This window comes from Aeromonas sp. 95A, from assembly GCF_051919235.1.
GTDB lineage: Bacteria > Pseudomonadota > Gammaproteobacteria > Enterobacterales > Aeromonadaceae > Aeromonas > Aeromonas veronii.
Map to the genome: position 1 here is coordinate 3,301,279 of NZ_JBQBFC010000001.1, position 24,199 is coordinate 3,325,477.

Consider the following 24,199-nt stretch of genomic DNA (forward strand, 5'->3'; position numbering starts at 1 on the left):
CTATATAATGGCGAACCGGTCTGTCAAAGGCCGGTTTAGCGCGTTACACGGGGATCGATCGGGTGGAGGCAAGGGCACAGGGGCGCACCAAGGGTGGCTTCATCGCAGGGGTAGCGTTTTTCCTGCTGGTGATATGGGGCTGCTACCGGACGGCGCTGGATGTTAAAGGTTGGCTGACAGATGCCAACCGGTTGCCCATGAGCGAGCTGTTGCTGCAGGGGCAACACCAGTATTTGCAAACCGAAGAGCTGCGGATGGCCGTGCTGGATGGCGCCGAGCTGCGCAACTTCTTCGAATTGGACGTCAACGAATTGCAGGCAAGGCTCAATGCCCTGCCATGGGTGGCCTCGGTCTCGGTACGAAAGAAGTGGCCGAACAAGATCAAGATCTACCTCACGGAACAAGATGTGGCGGCGCGCTGGAATGGCAACCGCTTCGTCAACACCAAGGGCAAGGTATTCAGTGCCCCGGATCGGGTCAAGACGCCGCTGTTGCAGCTGTCAGGGCCGGATGACCAGGCCGCCCGGGTGTTGAAAGAGAGTCGGCAGTACGAGTCGCAACTGGCTGCCAAGGGATACAAGTTGCTGGGGGTGAATCTGACCCCCCGCCATGCCTGGGAACTGACCCTGGATGGCAATATCAAGCTGTTCCTGGGACGCAATGACATTGCGCTCCGGCTGCAGCGGTTTATCGATGCCTTCCCGGTTATCGAACCCCGTGCGCAAGTCGCCTACGTGGATCTTCGATACGACACCGGAATGGCAGTTGGCTGGAAGAAGAGCGAAGAGAAAGTGCATGACCAACACCGCAGATAGGAATTTGATTGTCGGACTGGATATCGGCACAACCAAGGTGGCGGTTCTGGTCGGGGAAGTATTGCCGGACGGTGAACTGAACGTCATCGGTATGGGCAGTCACGCTTCTCGCGGAATGGAGAAGGGCGGGGTCAATGACCTCGACTCCGTGGTCAAGTCACTGCGCCGCGCGGTGGAAGAGGCCGAGATGATGGCAGATTGCCAGATCAGCTCGGTCTATCTGGGGTTGTCCGGCAAGCATATTGATTGCCGCAACGAGACCGGTATGGTGCCCATCTCCGATGAAGAGGTGACCCAGGAGGATGTGGACAACGTGATCCACACTGCCAAGTCGGTTCGCCTCTCCGACGAGCTGCGCGTGCTGCATGTGCTGCCTCAGGAGTTTGCCATCGATTATCAGGAAGGGATCAAGAATCCGGTCGGCCTCTCCGGTGTACGGATGGCGGCCAAGGTGCATCTCATCACCTGCCATAACGACATGGCTCGCAACATCGAGAAGTGTGTCGAAAAAGTGGGTCTGCGAGTCGATCAGCTGATCTTCTCCGCGCTGGCCTCCAGCTACGCGGTGCTGACCGAAGACGAGAAAGAGCTGGGTGTCTGCGTGGTGGACATCGGTGGTGGCACCATGGATATGTCGCTGTTTACCGGCGGCGCCCTGCGCCACACCAAGGTGATCCCGTACGCTGGCAGCACTGTGACCAGCGACATCGCGTACGCCTTCGGCACGCCGCCGCTCGACGCGGAAGCGATCAAGGTGCGCTACGGTTGCGCCCTCGGCCGTCTGGTCAGCAAGGAAGACAATATTGAAGTACCCAGTGTCGGCGGTCGCCCGGCGCGCAGCCTGCAACGGCAGACACTGGCTGAAGTGATTGAGCCCCGTTACACCGAGTTGCTCTCCATGGTGAATGATGAGCTGGTGCGGGTACAAAGCGAGTTGAAAGCGCAGGGGGTCAAGCATCAGCTGGCAGCCGGTGTGGTCTTGACCGGCGGCGCTGCCCAGATTGAAGGCATTGTGGAGTGTGCAGAGCAGATCTTCCAGAGCCAGGTCCGGGTGGGAGAGCCCATGAACATACGTGGTTTGAGTGATTACGTGCAGGCACCGGTGTACTCGACTGCGGTCGGGTTGCTGCAATATGGCCGCACCCATCAAGCCACAGGTAGCAACAAAGAATATGCCGCCAAGGCAAGCGTCGGTGGCCTGGTCAAACGGGTTAGCAACTGGCTGCGTGGCGAGTTCTAAGAATTTTGCTGAGTCAGGCAAATAAAGCGGAGAGACAACATGTTTGAATTTATGGATAGCCACACTGACGAAGCCGTCATTAAAGTGATCGGTGTAGGTGGCGGCGGCGGTAACGCTGTCGAACACATGGTTCGTCAAAATATTGAGGGTGTTGAGTTTATTACCGTCAACACCGACGCCCAGGCACTGCGTAACTCCAGCGCCAACACTACCCTGCAGATCGGCGGTGGCATCACCAAGGGTCTGGGTGCCGGCGCCAATCCGGAAGTGGGTCGTGATGCGGCCATGGAAGATCGCGAAGCGCTGCGTGAGCTGCTGACCGGTTCCGACATGGTGTTCATCGCCGCCGGTATGGGTGGTGGTACCGGTACCGGTGCTGCGCCGATCGTGGCCGAAGTGGCGCGCGAGATGGGCATCCTGACCGTTGCTGTGGTGACCAAGCCGTTCTCCTTCGAAGGGAAGAAGCGGATGGGCTTCGCCGCGCACGGTATCGAAGAGCTCTCCAAGAACGTCGACTCCCTGATCACCATCCCCAACGACAAGTTGCTGAAGGTGCTGGGTCGCGGTATCTCCCTGCTGGACGCCTTCAAGGCTGCCAACGATGTACTGCTTGGCGCGGTACAGGGCATTGCCGAGCTGATCACCCGTCCGGGCTTGATCAACGTTGACTTCGCGGACGTGCGTACCGTGATGCGTGAAATGGGTACCGCCATGATGGGTACCGGTTCCGCCTCTGGTGATGACCGTGCCGAAGAAGCTGCCGAGAAAGCCATCTCCAGCCCGCTGCTGGAAGATGTGGATCTGGCTGGTGCCCGTGGCATCCTGGTCAACATCACCGCCGGTATGGACATGACCATCGAAGAGTTCGAAACCGTGGGTAACGCGGTCAAGGCCTTCGCTTCCGAGAACGCCACTGTAGTTGTGGGTACCGTAATCGATCCGGAAATGCACGACGAGCTGCGTGTGACCGTGGTTGCTACCGGTATCGGTGCCGAGCGCAAGCCGGACATCACGCTAGTCAAGAGCAGCCAGGTGCAAGAGCGCCCGGTGCGTCAGCCGCTGGTTAGCGACATGATGCAAGGCCGCGTGATGGACGAAGCCCCGGCCAAGGTGGTCAACGCCGAGCCGCAAGCTCGTCGTGAACCGGATTACCTGGATATTCCGGCGTTCCTGCGCAAGCAAGCTGACTAAGCCTCTTATGGCTCTCGTTTGTTTGTTGTTCAAGGAATGTGCTAAGATGGCCTGCCAACGACCATCTGGTCCGGATTTTAAGCTGTTTAGGGTACACCCATGATTAGACAAAGAACCTTGAAAACGAGTGTACAGGCGACTGGTGTCGGCCTGCATTCGGGCCGGAAAGTCACCATGACGTTCCGTCCGGCACCTGTGAACACAGGGATCGTTTACTTGCGTACCGACCTGAATCCTGTGGTGGAGCTGCCAGCCAATGCCGATCAGGTGCGCGATACAGTGCTCTGTACCGCTCTGGTCAACGAAGCCGGTGTCCGTGTCTCTACCATTGAGCACCTCTCCGCCGCGCTGGCCGGGATGGGGATCGACAACCTCTACGTTGAGGTTGACGCGCCCGAGATCCCGGTAATGGACGGCAGTGCGCATCCCTTTATCTACCTGCTGCAGGAAGTCGGGATCCGTGAGCAAAATGCTGCCAAGCAGTTTGTGCGGATTAAGAAGAGCATCCGGGTTGAAGACGGCGACAAGTGGGCGGAATTCCACCCCTACCGCAACGGCTTCAAGATGGATCTCGAGATCGATTTCCAGCATCCGGTCTTTGAAGGGCGCAATCAGCGTTGCGTACTGGACTTCTCCGGTGCCTCCTTCGTGAAAGAGATCAGCCGTGCCCGTACCTTCGGGTTCATGCGCGATATCGAGTACCTGCGTTCCCAGAACCTGGCGCTGGGCGGAAGCCTGGAAAACGCCGTGGTACTGGACGACTATCGGGTGCTGAACGAAGACGGTTTGCGTTATGAGGACGAGTTCGTCAAGCACAAGATGCTGGACGCGATCGGTGACCTCTATATGTGTAACCGCAGCATCATCGGTGAGTTCCGTGCCTACAAGACCGGACATGCCCTGAACAACAAGCTGCTGCGTGCCTTGCTGGCCGAGCAGGAGGCTTGGGAACTGGTGACCTTCGAGGGTGAGGGCGACAAAGCGCCTATCGCTTACTACGATAACGGTCTGGTTCTGGCCTGATAGCTGTGCAACGGAACGTCGGTCCTCTCTCCGCACCGACGTTCCGTCATTTGTTTACTCCATCCTTTAATACCGATTATCTCCCGGTTTTATTTCCCGTGCAGGCTCTTGGCCGCACCTGACCGAGCAGACTGATTTCTATGAGCATTACCCTGATCCTCCACGGCAAGCAGCGACGCAAGTTGCACCTGCCCAAACAACGTCTGGCCTGGGTCGGCGGTATTCTCTTCTCCCTGTTGGCCCTTGGTGGTGGTTGGCTCTGGCAGAGCTGGCACCAGAAAATGGAGGCGCTGGAAGTGGCGCTTGCCGTTGCCGAGCAACAGTCCGTTGACCAGAGTGGTGACGAAGCCCGTGAACAGTTGGCAATGCTGGCAGCTCAGGTGGGCACCATGCAGGGCCAGCTTGGCCGTCTCAATGCCCTCGGCGAACGATTGACCGAGCAGGCCGATCTCGATCCCGACGAGTTCAATTTCAAAGAGCTGCCCCCCATGGGCGGCCCTTCTTATGATGAAGAGCTGGAAGTGAGCCTCAACGAGCTGCAAGCCTCGATGAAGCACCTCAGCCAGCAGCTCAGCAGCCGTGAAGAGCAGCTGTCGGTACTTGAATCTTTCATCATGAATCACCATATCACCGATGCCGGTTTTATTTCCGGCACGCCAGTCAAACAGGAGCGAGTTTGGGTCTCGTCCGGGTTTGGTGGACGGGTCGACCCGTTCAACGGGCGTGCCAAGATGCACAAAGGGGTCGATTTCCGTGGCAAACCCGGAACCCCGATTCTGGCCACCGGGCCCGGCATTGTCAGCTGGGCGGGCCGTCATCCGGAATTTGGCAATATGGTGGAGATTAATCACGGCAATGGCCTGGTCACCCGCTATGCCCACAACTCCAAGTTGCTGGTTGAGGTGGGCACCCTGGTTGATCAGGGTCAGAAGATTGCCTTGATGGGACGCACCGGTCGCGCGACCGGGGTCCATCTGCATTACGAAGTGTTGAAAGATGGTCGTCAGGTCAACCCCGCACGCTTTCTCAGTGCCAGACGGGGTTAGGTTTTTTTCTTCAGGTTCCAGTGACGGAACGCTTTTATAACCAGAAATAGTTGGTACCCATGATTAGCACACTGCTTACCAAGATTATCGGCAGCCGGAACGACAGAACGCTCAAGGCTTTGCGCAAAATTGTAAAACAGATCAATGCCATGGAGCCGCAGTTCGAGGCTCTCTCCGATGCCGAGTTGCAGGCCAAAACGGCCGAGTATCGTCAGCGTATCGAGCAGGGTGAGACCCTGGAGCAGTTGCTGCCGGAAGCGTTCGCGACCGTGCGTGAAGCCTCCAAGCGGGTGTTCGGCATGCGCCACTTCGACGTGCAGCTGATCGGCGGCATGGTGCTGAACTCCAACCGCATCGCGGAAATGAAAACCGGTGAAGGTAAGACTCTTACTGCCACTCTGCCAGCTTACCTGAACGCCTTGAGTGGCCGCGGCGTCCACGTCGTGACGGTGAACGACTATCTGGCCAAGCGTGATGCGGAGGCGAACCGCCCGCTGTTCGCCTTCCTCGGCATGACCGTCGATTGCAACGTGCCTGGCATGGATGCGTCCCAGAAGCGTGACGCCTACGCCGCCGACATCACCTACGGTACCAACAACGAATTCGGTTTTGACTACCTGCGCGACAACATGGCGTTCTCGCCAGAGCAGCGCGTACAGCGTCCGCTCAACTACGCGCTAGTGGATGAGGTGGACTCGGTGCTTATCGATGAAGCCCGGACTCCGCTGATCATCTCCGGTCCGGCCGAAGACAGCTCCGAGCTCTATATCCGCGTCAACAAGCTGATCCCGCTGCTGGTCAAACAGGACAAGGAAGACACCGAAGAGTACACCGGTGACGGTCACTACACGGTGGACGAGAAGAACCGTCAGGCACTGCTGACCGAAAACGGCCAGATCTTCGTGGAAGAGCTGCTCAAGAAAGAGGGGCTGCTGGACGAGAACGACTCCCTGTTCTCCGCCTCCAACATCAGCCTGCTGCATCACGTCAATGCGGGTTTGCGTGCTCACACCCTGTTCGAGCGCAACGTCGACTACATCGTCCAGAAAGACGAGATCGTCATCGTCGACGAGCACACTGGCCGTACCATGCCGGGTCGTCGCTGGTCCGATGGTCTGCATCAGGCCGTTGAAGCGAAGGAAGGGGTGAAGATCCAGAACGAGAACCAGACGCTGGCCTCCATCACCTTCCAGAACTACTTCCGTCTCTACAACAAGCTGGCGGGGATGACCGGTACTGCGGATACCGAAGCCTTTGAATTCCAGCAGATTTATGGCCTGGATACCGTGGTTATCCCGACCAACAAGCCGATGGTGCGCAAAGACATGGGCGATCTGGTCTACCTGACCGCCAACGAGAAGTATGCCGCCATCATCGAAGATATCCGTCAGTGCGTGGCCAAGGGCCAGCCTGTACTGGTCGGTACCGTCTCTATCGAGAACTCCGAGCTGCTCTCCGGCATCCTGACCAAGGAGAAGATCCCGCACAAGGTGCTGAACGCCAAGTTCCACGCCATGGAAGCGGAGATCGTCGCCCAGGCCGGTCAGACTGGCGCGGTCACCATCGCCACCAACATGGCCGGTCGTGGTACCGACATCGTGTTGGGCGGCAACTGGCAGGCAGAGATTGCCAAGCTGGAGAACCCGACCAGCGAGCAGATTGCCGAGCTGAAAGCCGCCTGGCAGGTGCGTCACGATGCGGTGCTGGCCGCCGGTGGTCTGCACATTATCGGTACCGAGCGTCACGAATCCCGTCGTATCGACAACCAGCTGCGCGGCCGTTCCGGTCGTCAGGGTGACCCGGGCTCCTCCCGTTTCTACCTCTCTATGGAAGATACCCTGATGCGTATCTTCGCCTCCGATCGCGTGACCGGCATGATGAAGAAGCTTGGCATGGAAGAGGGCGAAGCCATCGAGCACCCGTGGGTCACCAAGGCGATCGAAAACGCCCAGCGCAAGGTGGAAGGTCGCAACTTCGACATCCGCAAGAGCTTGCTGGAGTTTGACGACGTTGCCAACGACCAGCGCAAGGTGGTCTACGAGCAGCGCAACGAGTTGCTGGACACCAATGACATCTCCGAGACCATTCACGTTATCCGCGATGACGTCTATGGCGCCATCATCGATGAGTACATTCCGCCCCAGTCTCTGGAGGAGATGTGGGATGTTCCGGGTCTGGAAGCTCGCCTGAAGTCCGACTTCGCCCTCGACCTGCCGCTGCAGCAGTGGCTGGCAGAAGATGACAAGCTGTACGAAGAGAAGCTGCGCGAGCGCATTCTGGACGAAGCCACCAAGCTCTATGCCCACAAGGAGGAGCTGGTCGGTAAAGAGGTGCTGCGCAACTTCGAGAAAGCGGTGATGCTGCAGACTCTGGATGGCCTCTGGAAAGAGCATCTGGCGGCCATGGATCACCTGCGTCAGGGCATCCATCTGCGCGGCTACGCCCAGAAGAACCCCAAGCAGGAGTACAAGCGCGAATCCTTCGATCTGTTTACCCAGATGCTGGAAACCCTCAAGCGCGACGTGGTCAGCATCCTGAGCCGTGTTCAGGTGCAGGAGCGCGATGTGGAAGCGATGGAAGAGCAGCAGCGTCAGCAGGCGGAAGCCGCTCCCCGCACTTATACCCACGCCGCTGCCGAGAGCCAGCTGGCCGATGAACAGGCCGCAGGCGAAGAGGGGCACACCACCTTCGTACGCGACGAGCAGAAGGTTGGTCGTAACGATCCCTGCCCGTGCGGCTCCGGCAAGAAGTACAAGCACTGCCACGGTCAGTTGACCTGATACCCTGCCATGATGAATACACCGCCTCCGGGCGGTGTATTCATTTTCGGATCAAGGAGGGGACGATGAGTAGATTACCGGCGGGATGGGATGGGGAGGCGCATGGGCACTGGCTGCAGGAGAGACGCCTGGAGGCGATCCGGTGTGTGCTGAACAGGCTGAACGCAGAGACGAACAAATCCGTTCCCCTGCAACTGCAGTTTGCCTATTACCTCTTTTTGTCCGGCGATCCCGCCTCGGCGGCCCAGGTGCTGACGCTGGCGTACCGGGCCACACCTGATAACACTGAGGTGCTGCGCAATCTCTGTGTCTGCCTCTCGCGCTCCGATCAACATGAGCGGGCCGTGACGCACCTGGCCGAACTGGTGCGGCGCGAGCCGGATGATTATCTGGTTCATGACGGGCTTTGCACCTCCCTTGCCAAGCTAGGGCGTCATGCAGAGGCGGCGAAAGCGGGGACCCGTGCTCTGACTCTCAAGGATGAGGCTGTCTCGCAGCCCGTCTCGGAGTGGGCGCTGCCAGCAGAGGGGCCGGATGCCTGGCTCGCGGAGCAAGGGGAGAAGCAGGCAGTCATCGCATTCTCCTTGTGGGGAGCACAGCCCCGCTATTTGCGGGGAGCGCTCGACAATGTGTTGGCAGCAGCCTACCTCTATCCCGGCTGGCGGGTGCGCTTCTATGTGGATGGCAGCGTCCCTCAGGGGTTTCTGGCCTGCCTGCAGGAACATGGCGCCGAGATAAAGGTACAGCCCGATGGCCAATCCCAGCGTCAGCGCCTCTGCTGGCGCTTCCAGGTCACCAATGATCCCGGAGTGGGGCGTTTTCTTGTACGCGATGCTGACTCCGTGCTGAATCTGCGGGAGCTGCGGGCGGTCGATGACTGGCTTGCATCGGGGCGCTGGTTCCATATCATGCGTGACTGGTGGAGCCACACCGATCTGGTGCTGGCCGGCATGTGGGGCGGTGTGGCCGGTGTGCTGCCTCCCCTTGCGCCGCTGATGGCGAGCTATCAACCCAGTACCATGGAAACACCGAACATCGACCAGTGGTTCTTACGAGACTGTTTATGGCGCTATCTGCGCCAGAGTGCGCGGGTACACGATCGTTGTTTCACTCCGCCCGGTGCGGTGCCTTGGCCGCAGGTTGCGCCGCCGGGCAATGAGCATGTCGGGCAGGATCTCTTCAGGGCGCGGGGGGAGCAGCAGGCCATTCGGCTTGCCCCCTGGATCGCCCGTTTGCCGTGTTTACGTTGAGGACAATGATGGAACAGAAAAAACGGATCTGGGTGGCGGTTGGCGTCATCGAGAATGAACGGGGCGATATCTTCATCGCCAGACGCTCCTCCGATCGCCATCAGGGGGATCGCTGGGAGTTTCCCGGTGGCAAGGTAGAGTCGGGCGAGGATCTGCTCACCGCGCTGGATCGGGAGCTGTGGGAAGAGATCGGCATCCGGGTTTTGGATTGTGCCCCCTTCATGGAGCTGCAGCACGACTACCCCGAGAAGCAGGTATTGCTGGATATCTGGAAGGTGACCCGTTTCAGCGGCGAGCCGTTCGGCAAGGAGGGGCAGGAGTGTCTTTGGGTGCCGGTGGCAGAGCTGCATAACTACCACTTCCCCGATGCCAATGGCCCGATTGTAGCGCGGCTACAGGGTCTGCTGGCGTGAGCCGGTAGCAATCGACAAGCATCAAAAAAGGGCCAATCGGCCCTTTTTTCATATTGAAGAGGTGAGTGACCTGGGGCTTATAGCCACTGATCGCCCTCTTCCGGCTCCGGCAGCAGATCCGGGGTGATCTCCCCCGGGATCCGCTTCTCTTCATCGGCCCATTCGCCGAGATCGATCAGCTGGCAGCGCTTGCTGCAGAAGGGACGGAACGGACTCTGCGGACCCCATTCCAGTTCGGTTTGGCAAGTCGGGCACTTGACCGTGGTGACCATGGCAACTCCTTAGCAGCAGGCGAGCTGGAACGGCACATCGCCAATCGGCTGTTCTGCGGTGGGCAGAAAGCGCAGGGCGAAGCGGTTCTTGTGGCCGCTCAGGGTCGGGTAGCAGAACAGATTGCCCGGCAGCTTGATGCGGATCAGCTCGGCGCTCTCGGCGGTGTCCTGGAAGAAACCGTTGCTGGCAACCTGCTCACTGAAGCTGCCTGATTCGCGCCACAGGCGCAGCAGCAGGGTGATGGCATTCATCAGCAGGTTGATATCGCTCAGCCAGCCCTGCATCTGCTGGTGACGGGTGATGGCCGGGGTGCCGAGCCAGTGGTGCAGCTGTGGCACATCGAAGGCACACAGACCACCCGGGATGGAGAAGCGCTGGCGGATGGAGCCGAGCAGACGATCCTCTTTCAGGCGGGCACCCGGGCGTGGCGAGTTGAGCAGGTTGCGGGAAAGCTGGCTGCTCTCTTGCTGCATCAGTTTGATCTGCTCCAGATCGACATCGGGCAGGCTGGCCCAGTGGCTCAGACGCTGGCCGAGACGCTCCAGATCCTTGATGAGGTCGGCGCGCAGGTCACCACGCTCCAGCAACTCCTGCAGATCGAACAGCCCCTTGAAGAAGGCGATATGTGCCCAGGATTGTTCACTCTCCAGATTGTCGCGGATCTGGGAAAACAGGGACTCCAGACGAAGATAGGTCCGGCTTTTTTCATTGAGGGGGAAATCGTAAATCATGCCTAATCCTGGCCAGCCATAAACCGGCCTAGTGTACTCACACTTGGCGGCCTTGTTGAGAGGCAATTGCCAGATATGTCTCGTGCAGCGCCAAAATCCGCGTTTTAATCGCCATTTCGCTGCCATTGTAGTTTTCGATGACATCATCCGCCGCCGCGAGGCGCTCCGACCGACTCGCTTGGGCGGCGATGATGGCCTTGGCTTGCTCGGCCGATACCCCATCACGGCGACAGGTGCGCTCAATCTGGGTGGCTTCATCCACATCGATCACCAGCACCCGGTTGGCGAGGCCAGTGAGTTTGTTCTCCACCAGCAGTGGCACCACCAGCAGGCAGTAAGGTGAACTGGCTGCGGCACACTGGCGCAGCATTTCGCTGCGAATCAGCGGGTGGAGCAGGGCATTGAGCCACCCCTTGGCCTGCGGGTCGCTGAAGACCCGGTCGCGCAGGGCGCGACGGTCGAGTTGACCGTTCGAATCAATCACATTCGGGCCAAAATGGTCGGCGATGGCGGCAAGGGCCGGGGTGCCCGGCTCGACCACTTCGCGGGCGATCACATCGGCATCCACCACCTCGATACCCAGCGCGGCAAACTGATTGGCGATAGTGGTCTTGCCGCTGCCGATACCACCTGTGATAGCAACTACATACATGGGGGCCTCTTGCTCAAAGCAGGGTAGAGAGATACCAGCGGGTGATGGTATCGCCCCATAGCAGGGCGATCCAGCCCGCGATGGCGAGGTAGGGGCCGAAGGGAATGGGTTTGCCCTGATGATGTTTTTGCAAGGCGATCAGGCTGATGCCGATCACGGCACCGACCAGAGATGAGAGCAGCAGAATTATGGGCAGCGCCTGCCAACCGAGCCAGGCGCCCAGCGCCGCCAGCAGCTTGAAGTCGCCATAGCCCATCCCCTCCTTGCCAGTGAGCAGCTTGAAAGCCCAGTAGAGGCTCCAGAGCACCAGATAGCCCGCCATGGCACCGATCACGGCATCCGCCAGCGGCACGAAGCCGCTTGCCAGGTTGAACAGCAGCCCACCCCACAGCAGGGGCAGGGTGAGCTGGTCGGGCAGCAACATCTTGTCGAGATCGATAAAGGTGAGGGCGACTAGCACCCAGGTCAGCAGCAGGGCGGCCAGCGTGCCCCAGCCCGGGGTTATGACCATTGCTACGGCGAGCGAGAGCAGGGCTGTCAGCAGCTCTACCAGCGGATAGCGGGCCGAGATGGGGGCCTGACAGTCGCGGCAACGCCCTTTGAGCCAGAGCCAGCTTAACAGCGGGATGTTCTCCAGCGCAGTGATGGCGTGGCCACAGTGAGGACATGCGGAGCGGGGGACCATTAGGTTGTAGCGCTCTGGCGCAGTGGCCTCCTCATCGGGGGCGAAGTAGCTGCGATATTCGGCCTGCCACTCCCGCTCCAGCATGATGGGCAAGCGGTGGATCACTACGTTAAGGAAGCTGCCGATCATCAGGGAGAAGAGAAAAACCAGCGAAAAGTAGAGCCAGGGCAAGCTGTGAGCCAGCTCGAGAAGAAGTGTCATAACCAACCGTCAGTCATAAAATGAGGGGGAGGGCATGGTTGTGGAGCCATGCCCTGATAAATCAGCCTACCACGTCGCCCAGCTTGAAGATGGGCAGGTACATGGCAATAACCATACCGCCGACCAGCACCCCGAGCACCACCATGATGAGGGGTTCCAGCAGGCTGGTGAGGCCATCAACCAAGTCATCCACCTCCTGTTCGAAGATGGTGGCGACCTTGGAGAGCATATCATCGATGGCGCCGGACTCCTCACCGATCATCACCATCTGGATCACCATGTCGGGGAAGAGATCGACGGTGCGCATCGCCACGTTGATCTGCATACCGGCCACCACCTCGTTGCGGATCGCCATGACCGCGGTGCGATAGACATAGTTACCAGAGGCCCCAGCCGCCGAAATCAGCGCATCTACCAGCGGGATACCGGCGGAGAAGGTGGTCGACAGGGTGCGGGCAAAGCGGGCCATGGCCGCCTTGTGCAGGATCATCCCGACCACCGGAATGGTGAGGACGAACTTGTCGGTATTGTCTTTCACCTTCTGGGAGGCCCGCCAGGCCCGCACGTAAAGGAAGATACCAAGGGCGGTGCCACCAAAGAAGACATACCACCAGTTCTGCATAAAGCGCGAGATGCCGATGACAAACTGGGTGAACACCGGCAGCTCGGCGCCGAAGCTCTTGAAGATATCCTCGAACTGCGGAATGACGAACAGCAGCAGGATGGAGGTGACCACGATGGCGACCAGAATGACCATGGTGGGGTAGAACATCGCCTTTTTGATCTTCGACTTGAGCGCTTCCGACTTTTCCCGGTAAGTGGCGATACGGTCGTAGATGGTTTCCAGCGCACCGGATTGCTCACCGGCTTCCACCAGATCGCAGTAGAGATCATCGAAATAGAGAGGATGGCGGCGCAGCGCCTCCGACATGGGGGTACCGGTCTCCACATCGGCGGCAATCTGCCCCATCAGCTCGCGCATCGAGGCTTTCTCGTGACTGCGGGCGATGATCTGCAGGCTCTGCACCAGCGGTACACCGGCGGAGAGCATGGTAGTGATCTGGCGTGAGACGATGGCGATATCCATCGGTTTGATCTTGGCGCCGCCTTTGGAGAAGAGCCCTTGGGATTTTTTGGCCACCTTGGTGACGTTGACCCCCTGCTTGCGCAGTTCTGTCTTGACGGTGTTGATGCTGTCGGCCTGCAGCTCGCCGGAGACCTTCTGCCCCTTGCGGTTTACCCCGTGCCAGCGGAAGGCGAAGACTTTCTTGGGGGCATTGTTCTTTTTCGTTAGGGTTGCCATCTTTGCATCCTGCAATGGGGTTGGTTGTCAGAGCCTGGCTCTGCGCGTCACCAACCTGGTCAAGGTGCCCGACTGGCTTGATGCCTGCGGGGTACTGATAGGGGGGGTGGTACCTTCTTGGCGCCAGCCCAGTTACTTGAATATCTGATTACTCCGTTGTCCTGACTATCGTCCGTCCCGTGTTCGTGAACGACGAATTCGCTCTGCCAGCCAAACCGTCGGGTCGTTCCGTCACATGGATCAGTTGGTTGTGACCCGGTTGACCTCGGCCAGACTGGTGACCCCGAGCCGGGCCTTCTCCAGCCCCGAGGTGCGCAGGGTACGCATCCCCTCTTTTTGGGCGATCGCGGCGATTTGCAGGGAGTTGGCCCCTTGCATGATCAATTTGGCGATGTTCTCCGACATCAACATGATTTCGTAAATGCCGACTCGCCCCTTGTAGCCGCCGGAACACTCCTTGCAGCCGACCGGTTTGAACAGTCGCAGCCCCGCCGCCAACTGCTGCGGCGTAAAGCCCAGCTCCAGCAGTTCTGCTTCCGGCACCACTTCCGGTGCCTTGCAGTGGTCGCACAGTTTACGGGCCAGCCGCTGGGCCATGATCAGGGTCACCGAGGAGGCGATGTTGAAGGCCGGCACCCCCATGTTCATCATCCGGGTCAGGGTCTCGGCGGCGGAGTTGGTATGCAGGGTGGAGAGCACCAGGTGGCCGGTCTGCGCCGCCTTGATGGCGATTTCGGCGGTTTCGAGATCGCGAATTTCACCCACCATCACCACATCTGGGTCTTGCCGCAAGAAGGAGCGCAGGGCGCTGGCAAAGGTGAGCCCCGCCTTGGGATTGACCTGCACCTGGTTGACGCCGGGCAGATTGATCTCCACCGGATCTTCGGCGGTAGAGATATTGACCTCGGTGGTGTTGAGAATATTGAGGCCGGTATAGAGCGAGACCGTTTTGCCCGAGCCGGTGGGGCCGGTCACCAGGATCATTCCCTGTGGCTTGGAGAGGGCGCGCAGGTACTGCGCCTTCTGCCGGTCATCAAAGCCGAGTTGCTCGATATTAAGGCGTGCCGCCGAGGAGTCGAGCAGACGGATAACGATCTTCTCCCCCCACATGGTGGGCAGGGTGTTGACCCGCATATCCATCGACTTGTTGCGCGACAACTTCAACTTGATGCGGCCATCCTGTGGCAGCCGCCGCTCGGCGATATCGAGTCGCGCCATCACCTTGAGGCGAGCGGAAAAGCGGTTGGAGAGGTTGACCGGCGGTGTGGCAATTTCATGCAGAATGCCATCGATGCGAAAGCGCACCCGATACTTGAACTCGTAAGGCTCGAAGTGCAGGTCGGAGGCGCCGCGCTTGATGGCATCCATCAGGATCTTGTTGATGTACTTGACGATGGGAGCATCGTCATCGGCAGTATTGACGCTCTCGTCCAGCCGGCTGTTATCGTCGGAGACCTCGAGATCAGAAATCTCGGACTCGTCGATATCCTCCATGCCGAGGGCGTCGTTTTCACTCTCCAGCAGCTTGCCGATGGCGGCGGTGAGCTTGTTCTCCTCCACTAGCAGCGCCTCGGTATGAAGCCCGAAGCTGAAGCCAAAGTCCTCCAACGCCGAGACATTGGTCGGGTCCGACATGGCGATATAGAGGGTGTGCCCCTGGGTGTAGATGGGCAGGACGTGGTGTTTCTCAATCAGCTTCTGATTGAGGTACTTCTGCGGGATCTCGGCCAAGTCGAAGGCGGCAAGATCCAGCAGAGGTACCCCATACTCCAGCTCGCAAAAATCGGCGAGCGCCTTGCTGTCGAGGATCTCGTTCTCTATCAGAAATGTCACAAAGGGTTTGCGCTGGGCCTTGGCCTGGCTCAGATAGCGCTGAGAGTCCTCTTCACTGATCAGTGAAGAGGCGGCCAGGCTTAACGCCAGGCCGCTATTGGGGCTAGAGGTCATTACTATGGGCAGTAATCAAGAGTTTTCGAACCATTAACACATGTGGCTTTCCAAGTGACTTTACTATTGCCATCCACTGTACCAGTGAGTACATAGCTGTCGCCTGCACTTAACGGGGCTGCACCAGAAGCACCTACTTCTGCAGTCACTGAGACATTGGATGCATTGACTTTGGCTGTAGTGATTTCAATCGCCCCACTAGTTACGTTAGCAGGAATACCATTTGTGGATTTGATGCATTCGTCGCCGTAAGTCGTTGGTGTTGCTTTGGTTTGTGCACATAATTCTACTGCTAGTTTTACTGCTCCAGTTGCTGCCACCAATTCTGTCATCTTGGCTTTTTTGGTGTAGTTCTGATATGCCGGCAGTGCTACCGCCGCCAGAATGGCCACGATCGCGACCACGATCATCAGTTCAATAAGGGTAAAACCCGATTGTTTCTTCATTTGAAATATCCTTTTATCCTTGGTTCCTGGGAAGTGTCGGTAGAAAATCGTCCGAACGTCAGTATCTTATCCGAGCTATCAGGTGTGGCAACAGAGATTGCTGCCTTTGTTAACCACTTTCATGTCATTTACCAAAAACTTGATGCGAGTCATAAAATAAGTGGCTTCTTATGACTCTTTGTTACGGGTGAAAGCGGGTCCGTCATTACACTCCTTTGCTGAGGGATCCTGCATAAAGAAAAGGCGCCCATGGCGCCTTTTGCAAGTTGTTTATCCGGTTAGGTCGAGTATTTGCTCAGGCCTGCGGGGTGAATCTCACTGCTGGATAAAGCGCATGGAGAGATCGAGCGCCCGTACATGCTTGGTCAGCGCCCCGACCGAGATAAAATCGACGCCGGTGGCCGCAAACTCGGCCAGAGTGTCGAGGGTCACATTGCCGGAGACTTCCAGCTTGGCGCGGCCCTGATTGATGGCGACCGCTTCCCGCATCATGGTCACGTCGAAGTTGTCGAGCATCACGATATTGGCCTTTGCCGCCAGCGCCTGTTCCAGCTCTGCCAGTGATTCCACTTCCACCTCCACCGGTTTGCCCGGATTGAGATGACGAGCCTCGCTAATTGCCTCGGCAATGCCGCCACAGGCGAGGATATGGTTCTCTTTGATGAGGTAAGCGTCGTAGAGGCCGATGCGATGATTCTTGCCGCCGCCACAGGTGACTGCGTACTTCTGGGCGGTGCGCAGCCCAGGGATGGTTTTGCGGGTGTCGAGCAGGCGGCAGTCAGTGCCCTCCAGCTCTGCCACATAGCGGGCGGCGAGGGTGGCGACACCAGAGAGGGTCTGGACAAAGTTCAGGGCATTGCGCTCGCCGGTCAGCAGCAGGCGGGCAGGGCCGTGGAGGCGGAACAGCTCCTGATTGGGGGAGAGCACTTCTCCATCCTGCACCTTCCACTCTACCTTGACGTCGCCGCCGAGCTGGGCCTTCAGTTGCGAGAAGACTTCATCGACCCAGGGCTGGCCGCAGAACACACCGGCCTCACGGGTGATGACCCGGGCGCTGGCCATCCGATCGGCCGGGATCAGCTGGGCGGTGATATCGGCGCTGGCGTCCGGTTGGTCCAGCGTAGTGAGGGCATCGCCCAGATCTTCGAGTAGTGCGGCGCGCACGGCGCGGCTGACATCCTGTTGAAACATGCCTTATTCCTGCAAGGGTCTGAGCAGCAGTTGCCGCTCCTTTTGAACCAGCTCCAGCCGACCGAGGGCGTTCATGCCAACCAGCACTTCGTCACCGTCTGCCGCCGGATTGATAAAGATGGCCAGATCGTACAAGGTCAATGGCCCCATCGCCAGCGTTTCGATGGTGCCGTTGCCGACCCGGATCTGCCCCGCAGCGGTATTGACCTGGCTGCTGCCATGAGCGGTTAGGCCGAGCCGCTCGGCAACCTGCTGCGGGATGGTGATACGGGTGGCGCCGGTATCGAGCAGCAGTTGCACCGGCTGACCGTTGATGGCACCCTCCAGACGATAGTGGCCGCTCTGGTCGGCCCGCAGCAACAGCTCGCCGCTGGCGGTGACGCTTGGTTGGTTGCGGGAGTGAAAATAGAGGGTCAGCAGGCTCATCAAAGAGAGCCAGGCCAGTAACCACATCCAGCGTGCCGTGTGCTGCATACCCCATCCATATCGAGCGGAAGATGACTCAGCCTAACATACCATTTCCCGTTGATTCAGTGAGTTGGTGCCGGGTTGCCTATCAGGTATCTTCGTTTTTTCGCCATTTATCAGCCAACTCGAGTAGCCGATGACTCAACTTGCTTCGCAACCTTGTTTCTCTATCGATGCCACTGGCTGGTGCCAGCAGGCGCGCCGGGTGCCTTCTCACCATCACAACGAACGGGCCGCGCCGGATGATATCTCCCTGCTGGTGGTTCATGGCATCAGCCTGCCGCCGGGGGAGTTCGGTGGCCCCTTTATCGACGATCTCTTTATGGGGCGACTCGACCCCGATGCTCACCCCTATTTTGCCGGTATCCATCAGCTGCGGGTTTCGGCTCATTGCCTGATCCGCCGTGATGGCGAGTTGGTGCAGTATGTGCCATTCGGCGCGCGCGCCTGGCACGCTGGTGTCTCGAGCTGGCAGGGGAGGGAGGCATGCAATGACTTCTCCATCGGCATCGAGCTGGAAGGGACTGACGAAATCCCCTATACCGAGGCTCAGTACCGGGCGCTGGCGGGGCTCACCCGAGCCATCTCGGAGCGCTATCCGGCGATTACCCACGAAAAAATTGTCGGCCATTGCGATATCGCACCAGGGCGCAAGACGGATCCCGGCGCCAGTTTCCAGTGGGATTACTACCGTCAGTTACTAAACAACTAAAGTAAATATTCAAATTTAGTTTGGGTTTTAAAATCAATGGCTTGCCTATCTGGCAGGCCATTTTTGTCTCTGGTTGCGCAAATGTTATTTGTGAGCGTGGTCAAGAATATTGGTCAGACCATTTTCTATGAGCTAAATCATGTTTCCCCTGCTTTACCTCTTAAGTGGTGGGGTTGATTCTTGACTCAGATCATCTTTTGAGTGGACTTTTCAAAAGGCCTCTGCTAATTTTCGCCCCATCCATAAAATTGGTAATACCAATTTAACAAAGTAGCCTCATGCCCTATCGCAAGATTACGCAACCCAAGTTGGCCGACTCCATTGTCGCCGAGCTGGAACAGATGATTCTGGAAGGCAGCCTGCAGCCGGGGCAGAAATTGCCTCCCGAGCGGGAACTCGCCATCCAGTTTCAGGTATCGCGCCCCTCCTTGCGCGAAGCCATCCAGCGACTGGAAGCGCGCGGATTGCTTTATCGCCGTCAGGGCGGCGGCACTTATGTGCAGAATGCCCTGAGCAAGGGGATCGCCGATCCTCTGTTCGAACTGCTCAGTACCCACCCGGAAGCCCAGTATGACCTGCTGGAGTTTCGCCACGCGCTGGAAGGCATCTGTGCCTACTACGCGGCTTTGCGGGGAACCGGGTCTGATTTCGAGCGCATTCGTCAGGTGCAAACCACCATCGAAGAGGCGGGCCAGCTGGGCTCGCTGGTGGCCGAGTCGGCAGCCGTGACCCAGTTCTATCTGGCGGTGGCCGAGGCGTCCCACAACGTGGTGCTGCTGCACCTGCTGCGGGCCATGAGCCCGATGCTCGAGCAGAACATTCTGCAGAATAACGAGATTTTGAATCGCCGCCCGGGAGTGGTAGCCAAGATACGTCGCCATCGCGCGAACCTGATCGAGGCTATTCTTTCGGGGGCTCCGGAGCGGGCCAGAACAGCTTGTCATGAGCATCTGGCCTTTATCGAGGACACCTTGTTGGATATGCAGAGGGAAGACAGCCGGATCCAGCGATCCATGCGTCGGATCCGTCAGCAGGAAAACTAATCCCACAAGGCTCTATTGTCGAATGCTTGCGCCCTTCGCCGTGCAATGCCGTGCAATCACAACAACATAGGAACCAGCCATGTCTGATATCCTGAAGAACGATGTGGACCCGATAGAAACGCTGGAGTGGCTTGCCTCTCTGGAATCCCTGCTGCGTGAAGAGGGTCCGCAACGCGCTCAGTTCATCCTTGAACAGTTGGCCGAGAAAGCCCGCGTAAGCGGTGTGGACGTGGCTGCCAAGGCAAATCGCGATTACATCAACACCATCCCGTCCAGCGATGAGCCGGACTACCCGGGTGACCTGGAGATGGAACGCCGCATTCGCGCCATCATCCGCTGGAACGCCATGATGATCGTGCTGCGCGCGTCCAAGAAAGACCTGGACCTGGGTGGTCACATGTCTTCCTTCGCTTCTTCTGCGACCATCTATGATGTCTGCTTCAACCACTTCTTCCGTGCTCGCAACGAGAAGGATGGTGGCGATCTGGTTTACTTCCAGGGTCACATCTCCCCGGGCATCTATGCTCGCGCCTTTGCTGAAGGTCGTCTGACCGAAGAGCAGCTGGACAACTTCCGTCAGGAAGTGGATGGCAAGGGTATCCCTTCCTATCCGCACCCGAAACTGATGCCGGACTTCTGGCAGTTCCCGACCGTCTCCATGGGTCTGGGCCCCATCGCCGCCATCTATCAGGCTCGCTTCCTGAAGTACCTGACCGACCGTGGTATTAAAGATTGCTCCGAGCAGACCGTTTACGCCTTCCTGGGTGACGGCGAGATGGACGAGCCGGAAGCCAAGGGTGCCCTGACCGTTGCCGTGCGTGAAAAGCTCGACAACCTGGTGTTCGTGGTCAACTGCAACCTGCAGCGTCTGGATGGTCCGGTTGTCGGTAACGGCAAGGTCATCAACGAGCTGGAAGGCCTGTTCGCCGGCGCCGGTTGGGACGTGACCAAGGTGATCTGGGGTCGCAAGTGGGATGAGCTGCTGAAGAAAGACACTTCCGGCAAGCTGATCCAGCTGATGAACGAGACCGTGGACGGTGACTACCAGACCATGAAGTCCCGCGACGGTGGCTACATCCGCGAGCACTTCTTCAACCGTTATCCGGAAACTGCCGCGCTGGTCAAAGACATGACCGACGAGGAGATCTTCGCCCTGAACCGCGGTGGTCACGATCCTCGCAAACTGTTCGCCGCATTCAACAAGGCGACCCAGACCAAGGGCAAGCCGACCGTTATTCTGGCCAAGACCATCAAGGGTTACGGCATGGGTGAAGCGGCCGAAGGCAAGAACATCGCTCACCAGGTCAAGAAGATGGAGCTGGACTCCGTGCGTCACCTGCGTGACCGCTTCAACCTGCCGGTGGCCGACGAGCAGCTGGCCGATCTGCCGTACCTGAAGATCGAAGCCGGTTCTGCCGAGCACAAATACCTGCATGACCGTCGCACAGCCCTGAAAGGCTATGTGCCGACCCGTCTGCGCGAAAGCACCACCAAGCTGGAAATCCCGGCACTGGATGCCTTCGGTCCGCTGCTGGGTGAGCAGGCGCGCGAAATCTCCACCACCATGGCGTTCGTGCGTTCCCTGAACGTGATGCTGAAAGACAAGTCCATCGGCAAGCGTATCGTTCCGATCCTGGCCGACGAAGCCCGTACCTTCGGTATGGAAGGTCTGTTCCGCCAGATCGGTATCTACAGCCCGCACGGTCAGCAGTACACCCCGCAAGACCGCGACATCGTCTCCTACTACAAGGAAGACAAGCAGGGTCAGGTTCTGCAAGACGGTATCAACGAGCTGGGCGCCATGTCCTCCTGGCTGGCTGCTGCGACCTCTTACAGCACCAACGACTGCCCGATGATCCCGTTCTACATCTACTACTCCATGTTCGGCTTCCAGCGGATCGGCGACATGGCGTGGGCAGCCGGTGACCAGCAAGCCCGTGGCTTCCTGCTGGGTGCGACCTCCGGTCGTACTACCCTGAACGGCGAAGGTCTGCAGCACGAAGATGGTCACAGCCACATCCTGGCGAACACCATCCCGAACTGCATCTCCTACGATCCGTCCTACGCCTATGAAGTGGCGGTGATCGTACAGGACGGCCTGCGCCGCATGTACGGTGAGAACCCGGAGAACGTGTTCTACTACATCACCACCCTGAACGAGAACTATGCCATGCCGGCCATGCCGGAAGGCGCCGAGGAAGGCATCCGCAAGGGTATCTACAAGCTGGAATCCGTCGCCGGTGCCAAGGCGAAAGTTCAGCTGCTGGGTTGTGGTTCCATCTTGGGTCACGTGCGCAAGGCTGCCCAGATCCTGGCCAGCGAGTACGGCATCGGTTCTGATGTGTTCAGCGTCACCTCCTTCAACGAGCTGGCCCGTGACGGTCAGGACGCGGATCGCTGGAACATGCTGCACCCGACTGCCGAAGCTCGCGTACCGTACATCGCTCAGGTACTGGGTTCCGAAGCCACCATCGCTGCGACCGACTACATGAAGTCCTTCGCCGATCAGGTTCGCGCCTTCGTTCCGACCGAGAACTACCGCGTGCTGGGTACCGACGGTTACGGCCGTTCCGACAGCCGTGCCAACCTGCGTCGTCACTTCGAAGTGAACGAGTTCTACGTGGTGGTTGCTGCTCTGACCGAACTGGCCAAGCGCGGCGAGGTAGACAAGCAGGTTGTGGCCGACGCCATCGCCAAGTACGGCATCGATGCCGACAAGGTCAACCCGCTGTACGCGTAAGTGGATCAAGGGTCGCGCCGTCATACGGCGCGACCCTGCCAGGATTTAAAACGGTTAACGCGAGATGTGCGTGGCAGCATCAGCCAGCCACGCGGATCGACGCAAGAGGATAAAGCACAATGTCCAAACAGATTATGGTGCCGGATATCGGCGCCGATGAGGTTGAAGTCACCGAGATCATGGTGGCCGTGGGTGACAAGGTCGAGCTGGACCAGTCCATCATCGCGGTAGAAGGCGACAAGGCCTCCATGGAAGTTCCGGCCCCGTCAGCCGGTATCGTCAAAGAGATCCTGATCAAGGTGGGCGACAAGGTTGCCACCGGTTCCCAGATCATGATCTTCGAAGCCGAAGGCGCTGCCGCCCCTGCTGAAGTGGCTGCACCGGTTGCTGCTGCACCGGCCGCCGCACCTGCCGCTGCCGTGCGCAAAGATGTGCACGTACCGGACATCGGTGACGACGAAGTGGACGTGACTGAAATCATGGTTGCCGTGGGCGACATGGTAGAAGCTGACCAGTCCATCATTGCCGTGGAAGGTGACAAGGCCTCCATGGAAGTACCGGCTCCGTTCGCAGGCCGCGTGGTCGAGATCAAGGTTGCCGCCGGCGCCAAGGTCTCTACCGGTTCTCTGGTGATGGTATTTGAAGTGGCTGGCGCTGCGCCTGCTGCCGCTGCTGCTCCGGCTCAAGCTGCCGCTCCGGTGGCTGCTGCCCCGGTTGCCGCTGCGGCCAAAGAGGTCAACGTACCGGATATCGGTGGCGACGAAGTGGAAGTCACCGAGATCATGGTTGCCGTGGGTGACAAGGTTGAAGCCGACCAATCCCTGATCGCCGTGGAAGGTGACAAGGCCTCCATGGAAGTGCCTGCGCCGTTCGCCGGTGTGGTCAAAGAGATCAAGGTGAAGGCGGGTGACAAGGTCTCAACTGGTTCCCTGATTATGGTATTCGAAGTGGCTGGCGCTGCTCCTGCCGCCGCGCCGGTTGCTCAAGCTGCCGCCCCGGTCGCTGCAGCCCCTGTTGCCGCTGCTCCGGCTCCGGTTGCCCAGGCTGCTGCCGCTGCGACCGATTTCGTTGCCAACGACGCTTATGTACACGCCTCTCCGGCGGTACGCCGTCTGGCGCGCGAGTTCGGTGTCAACCTGGCCAAGGTGAAAGCCTCCGGTCGCAAGGGCCGCATCGTCAAAGAAGACGTACAAGCCTACGTAAAGGATGCCATCAAGCGTGCCGAGTCCGCTCCTGCCTCTGCCGGCGTAGCCGGTGGCAACGGTCTGGGCGTACTGCCGTGGCCGAAGGTAGACTTCAGCAAGTTCGGTGATGTGGAAGAGGTCGAGCTGACCCGCATCCAGAAGATCTCCGGCCCGAACCTGCACCGTAACTGGGTCATGATCCCTCATGTCACCCAGTTCGACGAAGCTGATACCACCGAGCTGGAAGCGTTCCGCAAAGAGCAGAACGCGATGCTCGAGAAGCAGAAGGCAGACGTGAAGATCACCCCGCTGGTGTTCATCCTGAAAGCCGCCGCCAAGGCGCTGGAAGCCCACCCGCGCTTCTGCAGCTCCCTGTCCGAAGATGGCAGCAAGCTGATCATGAAGAAGTACATCCACATCGGTGTGGCGGTAGATACCCCCAACGGTCTGGTTGTGCCCGTGGTGCGCGATGTTAACAAGAAGGGCATCATGGAGCTGTCTCGCGATCTGGCCGAGATCTCCAAGAAGGCCCGTGCCGGCAAGCTGACCGCTGCCGACATGCAGGGTGGTTGCTTCACCATCTCCAGCCTGGGTGGCATCGGCGGTACCAGCTTTACCCCGATCGTCAACGCGCCGGAAGTGGCCATCCTCGGTGTCTCCAAGTCCGAGATGAAGCCGAAGTGGAATGGCAAAGAGTTTGCGCCGCGCCTGATGCTGCCGCTGGCTCTGAGCTACGACCACCGCGTGATCGATGGTGCTGATGGGGCTCGCTTCATCACCACCATGAACGGCGTGCTGTCCGACATTCGTCGACTGGTCCTGTAAGTGAGAGGGCGGGCCCAGAGCCTGCCCTTTTTACTTCTCA

21 protein-coding genes are annotated in these 24,199 nt (G+C 59.0%); 12 read left to right on the forward strand and 9 right to left on the reverse strand.

All coding sequences use genetic code 11. The annotated features are described in order from the left end of the window. Positions 1-62 precede the first annotated feature (62 nt). The 8 genes from ACTG2U_RS15060 (at position 63) to mutT (ending at position 9,758) form a co-directional block, all read left to right on the forward strand. Positions 63-815, forward strand: coding sequence for a cell division protein FtsQ/DivIB (locus tag ACTG2U_RS15060; protein ID WP_005336149.1), 753 nt, complete (start codon positions 63-65; stop codon positions 813-815). Then, complete coding sequence (gene ftsA, locus ACTG2U_RS15065) at positions 796-2,055, forward strand: cell division protein FtsA (RefSeq protein ID WP_005336148.1); 1,260 nt, start codon at positions 796-798, stop codon at positions 2,053-2,055. Before ACTG2U_RS15060 ends, ftsA begins: the two co-directional genes overlap by 20 nt. Before the next feature lie 39 nt (positions 2,056-2,094). After that, entirely contained in the window at positions 2,095-3,246 is a 1,152-nt protein-coding gene (ftsZ, locus tag ACTG2U_RS15070; protein WP_005336147.1) for a cell division protein FtsZ, read from the forward strand. A 99-nt stretch (positions 3,247-3,345) separates the two neighbouring features. Further along, positions 3,346-4,269 carry a UDP-3-O-acyl-N-acetylglucosamine deacetylase gene (gene lpxC / locus ACTG2U_RS15075; RefSeq protein WP_005336146.1) on the forward strand — a complete coding sequence of 308 codons (924 nt, stop codon included), beginning with the start codon at positions 3,346-3,348 and terminating at the stop codon, positions 4,267-4,269. Positions 4,270-4,409: 140 nt separating this feature from the next. Next, on the forward strand, positions 4,410-5,315 hold the full coding sequence (locus tag ACTG2U_RS15080; RefSeq protein WP_005355107.1) for a M23 family metallopeptidase: 906 nt from the start codon (positions 4,410-4,412) through the stop codon (positions 5,313-5,315). A gap of 59 nt (positions 5,316-5,374) precedes the next feature. After that, positions 5,375-8,095, forward strand: coding sequence for a preprotein translocase subunit SecA (secA, locus tag ACTG2U_RS15085; protein ID WP_439974685.1), 2,721 nt, complete (start codon positions 5,375-5,377; stop codon positions 8,093-8,095). Between the two features lie 65 nt (positions 8,096-8,160). Continuing rightward, on the forward strand, positions 8,161-9,345 hold the full coding sequence (locus ACTG2U_RS15090) for a tetratricopeptide repeat protein (protein WP_335812146.1): 1,185 nt from the start codon (positions 8,161-8,163) through the stop codon (positions 9,343-9,345). Positions 9,346-9,353: 8 nt separating this feature from the next. Continuing rightward, on the forward strand, positions 9,354-9,758 hold the full coding sequence (gene mutT, locus ACTG2U_RS15095) for an 8-oxo-dGTP diphosphatase MutT (protein ID WP_019444787.1): 405 nt from the start codon (positions 9,354-9,356) through the stop codon (positions 9,756-9,758). A 77-nt stretch (positions 9,759-9,835) separates the two neighbouring features. On the opposite strand, the gene yacG is transcribed toward mutT, so the two are convergent. The 9 genes from yacG to ACTG2U_RS15140 all read right to left on the reverse strand — a co-directional run bounded on the left by yacG (position 9,836) and on the right by ACTG2U_RS15140 (position 17,661). Next, positions 9,836-10,030, reverse strand: coding sequence for a DNA gyrase inhibitor YacG (yacG, locus tag ACTG2U_RS15100; RefSeq protein ID WP_439974686.1), 195 nt, complete (start codon positions 10,028-10,030; stop codon positions 9,836-9,838). A 9-nt stretch (positions 10,031-10,039) separates the two neighbouring features. Then, positions 10,040-10,762 (reverse strand): cell division protein ZapD, encoded by a 723-nt coding sequence (gene zapD / locus ACTG2U_RS15105; RefSeq protein ID WP_005336141.1) that lies wholly within the window; start codon positions 10,760-10,762, stop codon positions 10,040-10,042. 37 nt (positions 10,763-10,799) lie between these two features. Continuing rightward, on the reverse strand, positions 10,800-11,414 hold the full coding sequence (gene coaE, locus ACTG2U_RS15110) for a dephospho-CoA kinase (protein WP_160880578.1): 615 nt from the start codon (positions 11,412-11,414) through the stop codon (positions 10,800-10,802). Between the two features lie 13 nt (positions 11,415-11,427). After that, on the reverse strand, positions 11,428-12,300 hold the full coding sequence (locus tag ACTG2U_RS15115; protein WP_416014958.1) for a prepilin peptidase: 873 nt from the start codon (positions 12,298-12,300) through the stop codon (positions 11,428-11,430). Between the two features lie 61 nt (positions 12,301-12,361). Further along, positions 12,362-13,603, reverse strand: a complete 1,242-nt coding sequence (locus tag ACTG2U_RS15120) for a type II secretion system F family protein (protein WP_005336136.1) — start codon at positions 13,601-13,603, stop codon at positions 12,362-12,364. Between the two features lie 240 nt (positions 13,604-13,843). Beyond that, entirely contained in the window at positions 13,844-15,550 is a 1,707-nt protein-coding gene (gene tapB / locus ACTG2U_RS15125; protein ID WP_139463613.1) for a PilB family type IVa pilus assembly ATPase TapB, read from the reverse strand. Positions 15,551-15,552: 2 nt separating this feature from the next. After that, positions 15,553-15,996 carry a prepilin-type N-terminal cleavage/methylation domain-containing protein gene (locus tag ACTG2U_RS15130; RefSeq protein ID WP_439974687.1) on the reverse strand — a complete coding sequence of 148 codons (444 nt, stop codon included), beginning with the start codon at positions 15,994-15,996 and terminating at the stop codon, positions 15,553-15,555. Between the two features lie 315 nt (positions 15,997-16,311). Next, positions 16,312-17,187 (reverse strand): carboxylating nicotinate-nucleotide diphosphorylase, encoded by an 876-nt coding sequence (gene nadC, locus ACTG2U_RS15135; protein WP_439974688.1) that lies wholly within the window; start codon positions 17,185-17,187, stop codon positions 16,312-16,314. Between the two features lie 3 nt (positions 17,188-17,190). Further along, positions 17,191-17,661: a retropepsin-like aspartic protease family protein gene (locus ACTG2U_RS15140; protein WP_270656770.1), complete on the reverse strand. Its 471-nt coding sequence runs from the start codon at positions 17,659-17,661 to the stop codon at positions 17,191-17,193. A gap of 130 nt (positions 17,662-17,791) precedes the next feature. Here ACTG2U_RS15140 and ampD point away from each other — a divergent pair, with 130 nt between their 5' ends. The 4 genes from ampD (at position 17,792) to aceF (ending at position 24,159) form a co-directional block, all read left to right on the forward strand. Then, positions 17,792-18,367, forward strand: coding sequence for a 1,6-anhydro-N-acetylmuramyl-L-alanine amidase AmpD (gene ampD / locus ACTG2U_RS15145; protein ID WP_439974689.1), 576 nt, complete (start codon positions 17,792-17,794; stop codon positions 18,365-18,367). A gap of 278 nt (positions 18,368-18,645) precedes the next feature. Next, a complete protein-coding gene (gene pdhR / locus ACTG2U_RS15150) occupies positions 18,646-19,410 on the forward strand; it encodes a pyruvate dehydrogenase complex transcriptional repressor PdhR (protein WP_005336127.1) in 765 nt (254 codons plus the stop codon). Between the two features lie 79 nt (positions 19,411-19,489). Then, positions 19,490-22,150 (forward strand): pyruvate dehydrogenase (acetyl-transferring), homodimeric type, encoded by a 2,661-nt coding sequence (aceE, locus tag ACTG2U_RS15155; protein WP_005355086.1) that lies wholly within the window; start codon positions 19,490-19,492, stop codon positions 22,148-22,150. Between the two features lie 119 nt (positions 22,151-22,269). Beyond that, positions 22,270-24,159, forward strand: a complete 1,890-nt coding sequence (gene aceF / locus ACTG2U_RS15160; protein ID WP_236768651.1) for a pyruvate dehydrogenase complex dihydrolipoyllysine-residue acetyltransferase — start codon at positions 22,270-22,272, stop codon at positions 24,157-24,159. Positions 24,160-24,199: the final 40 nt, after the last annotated feature.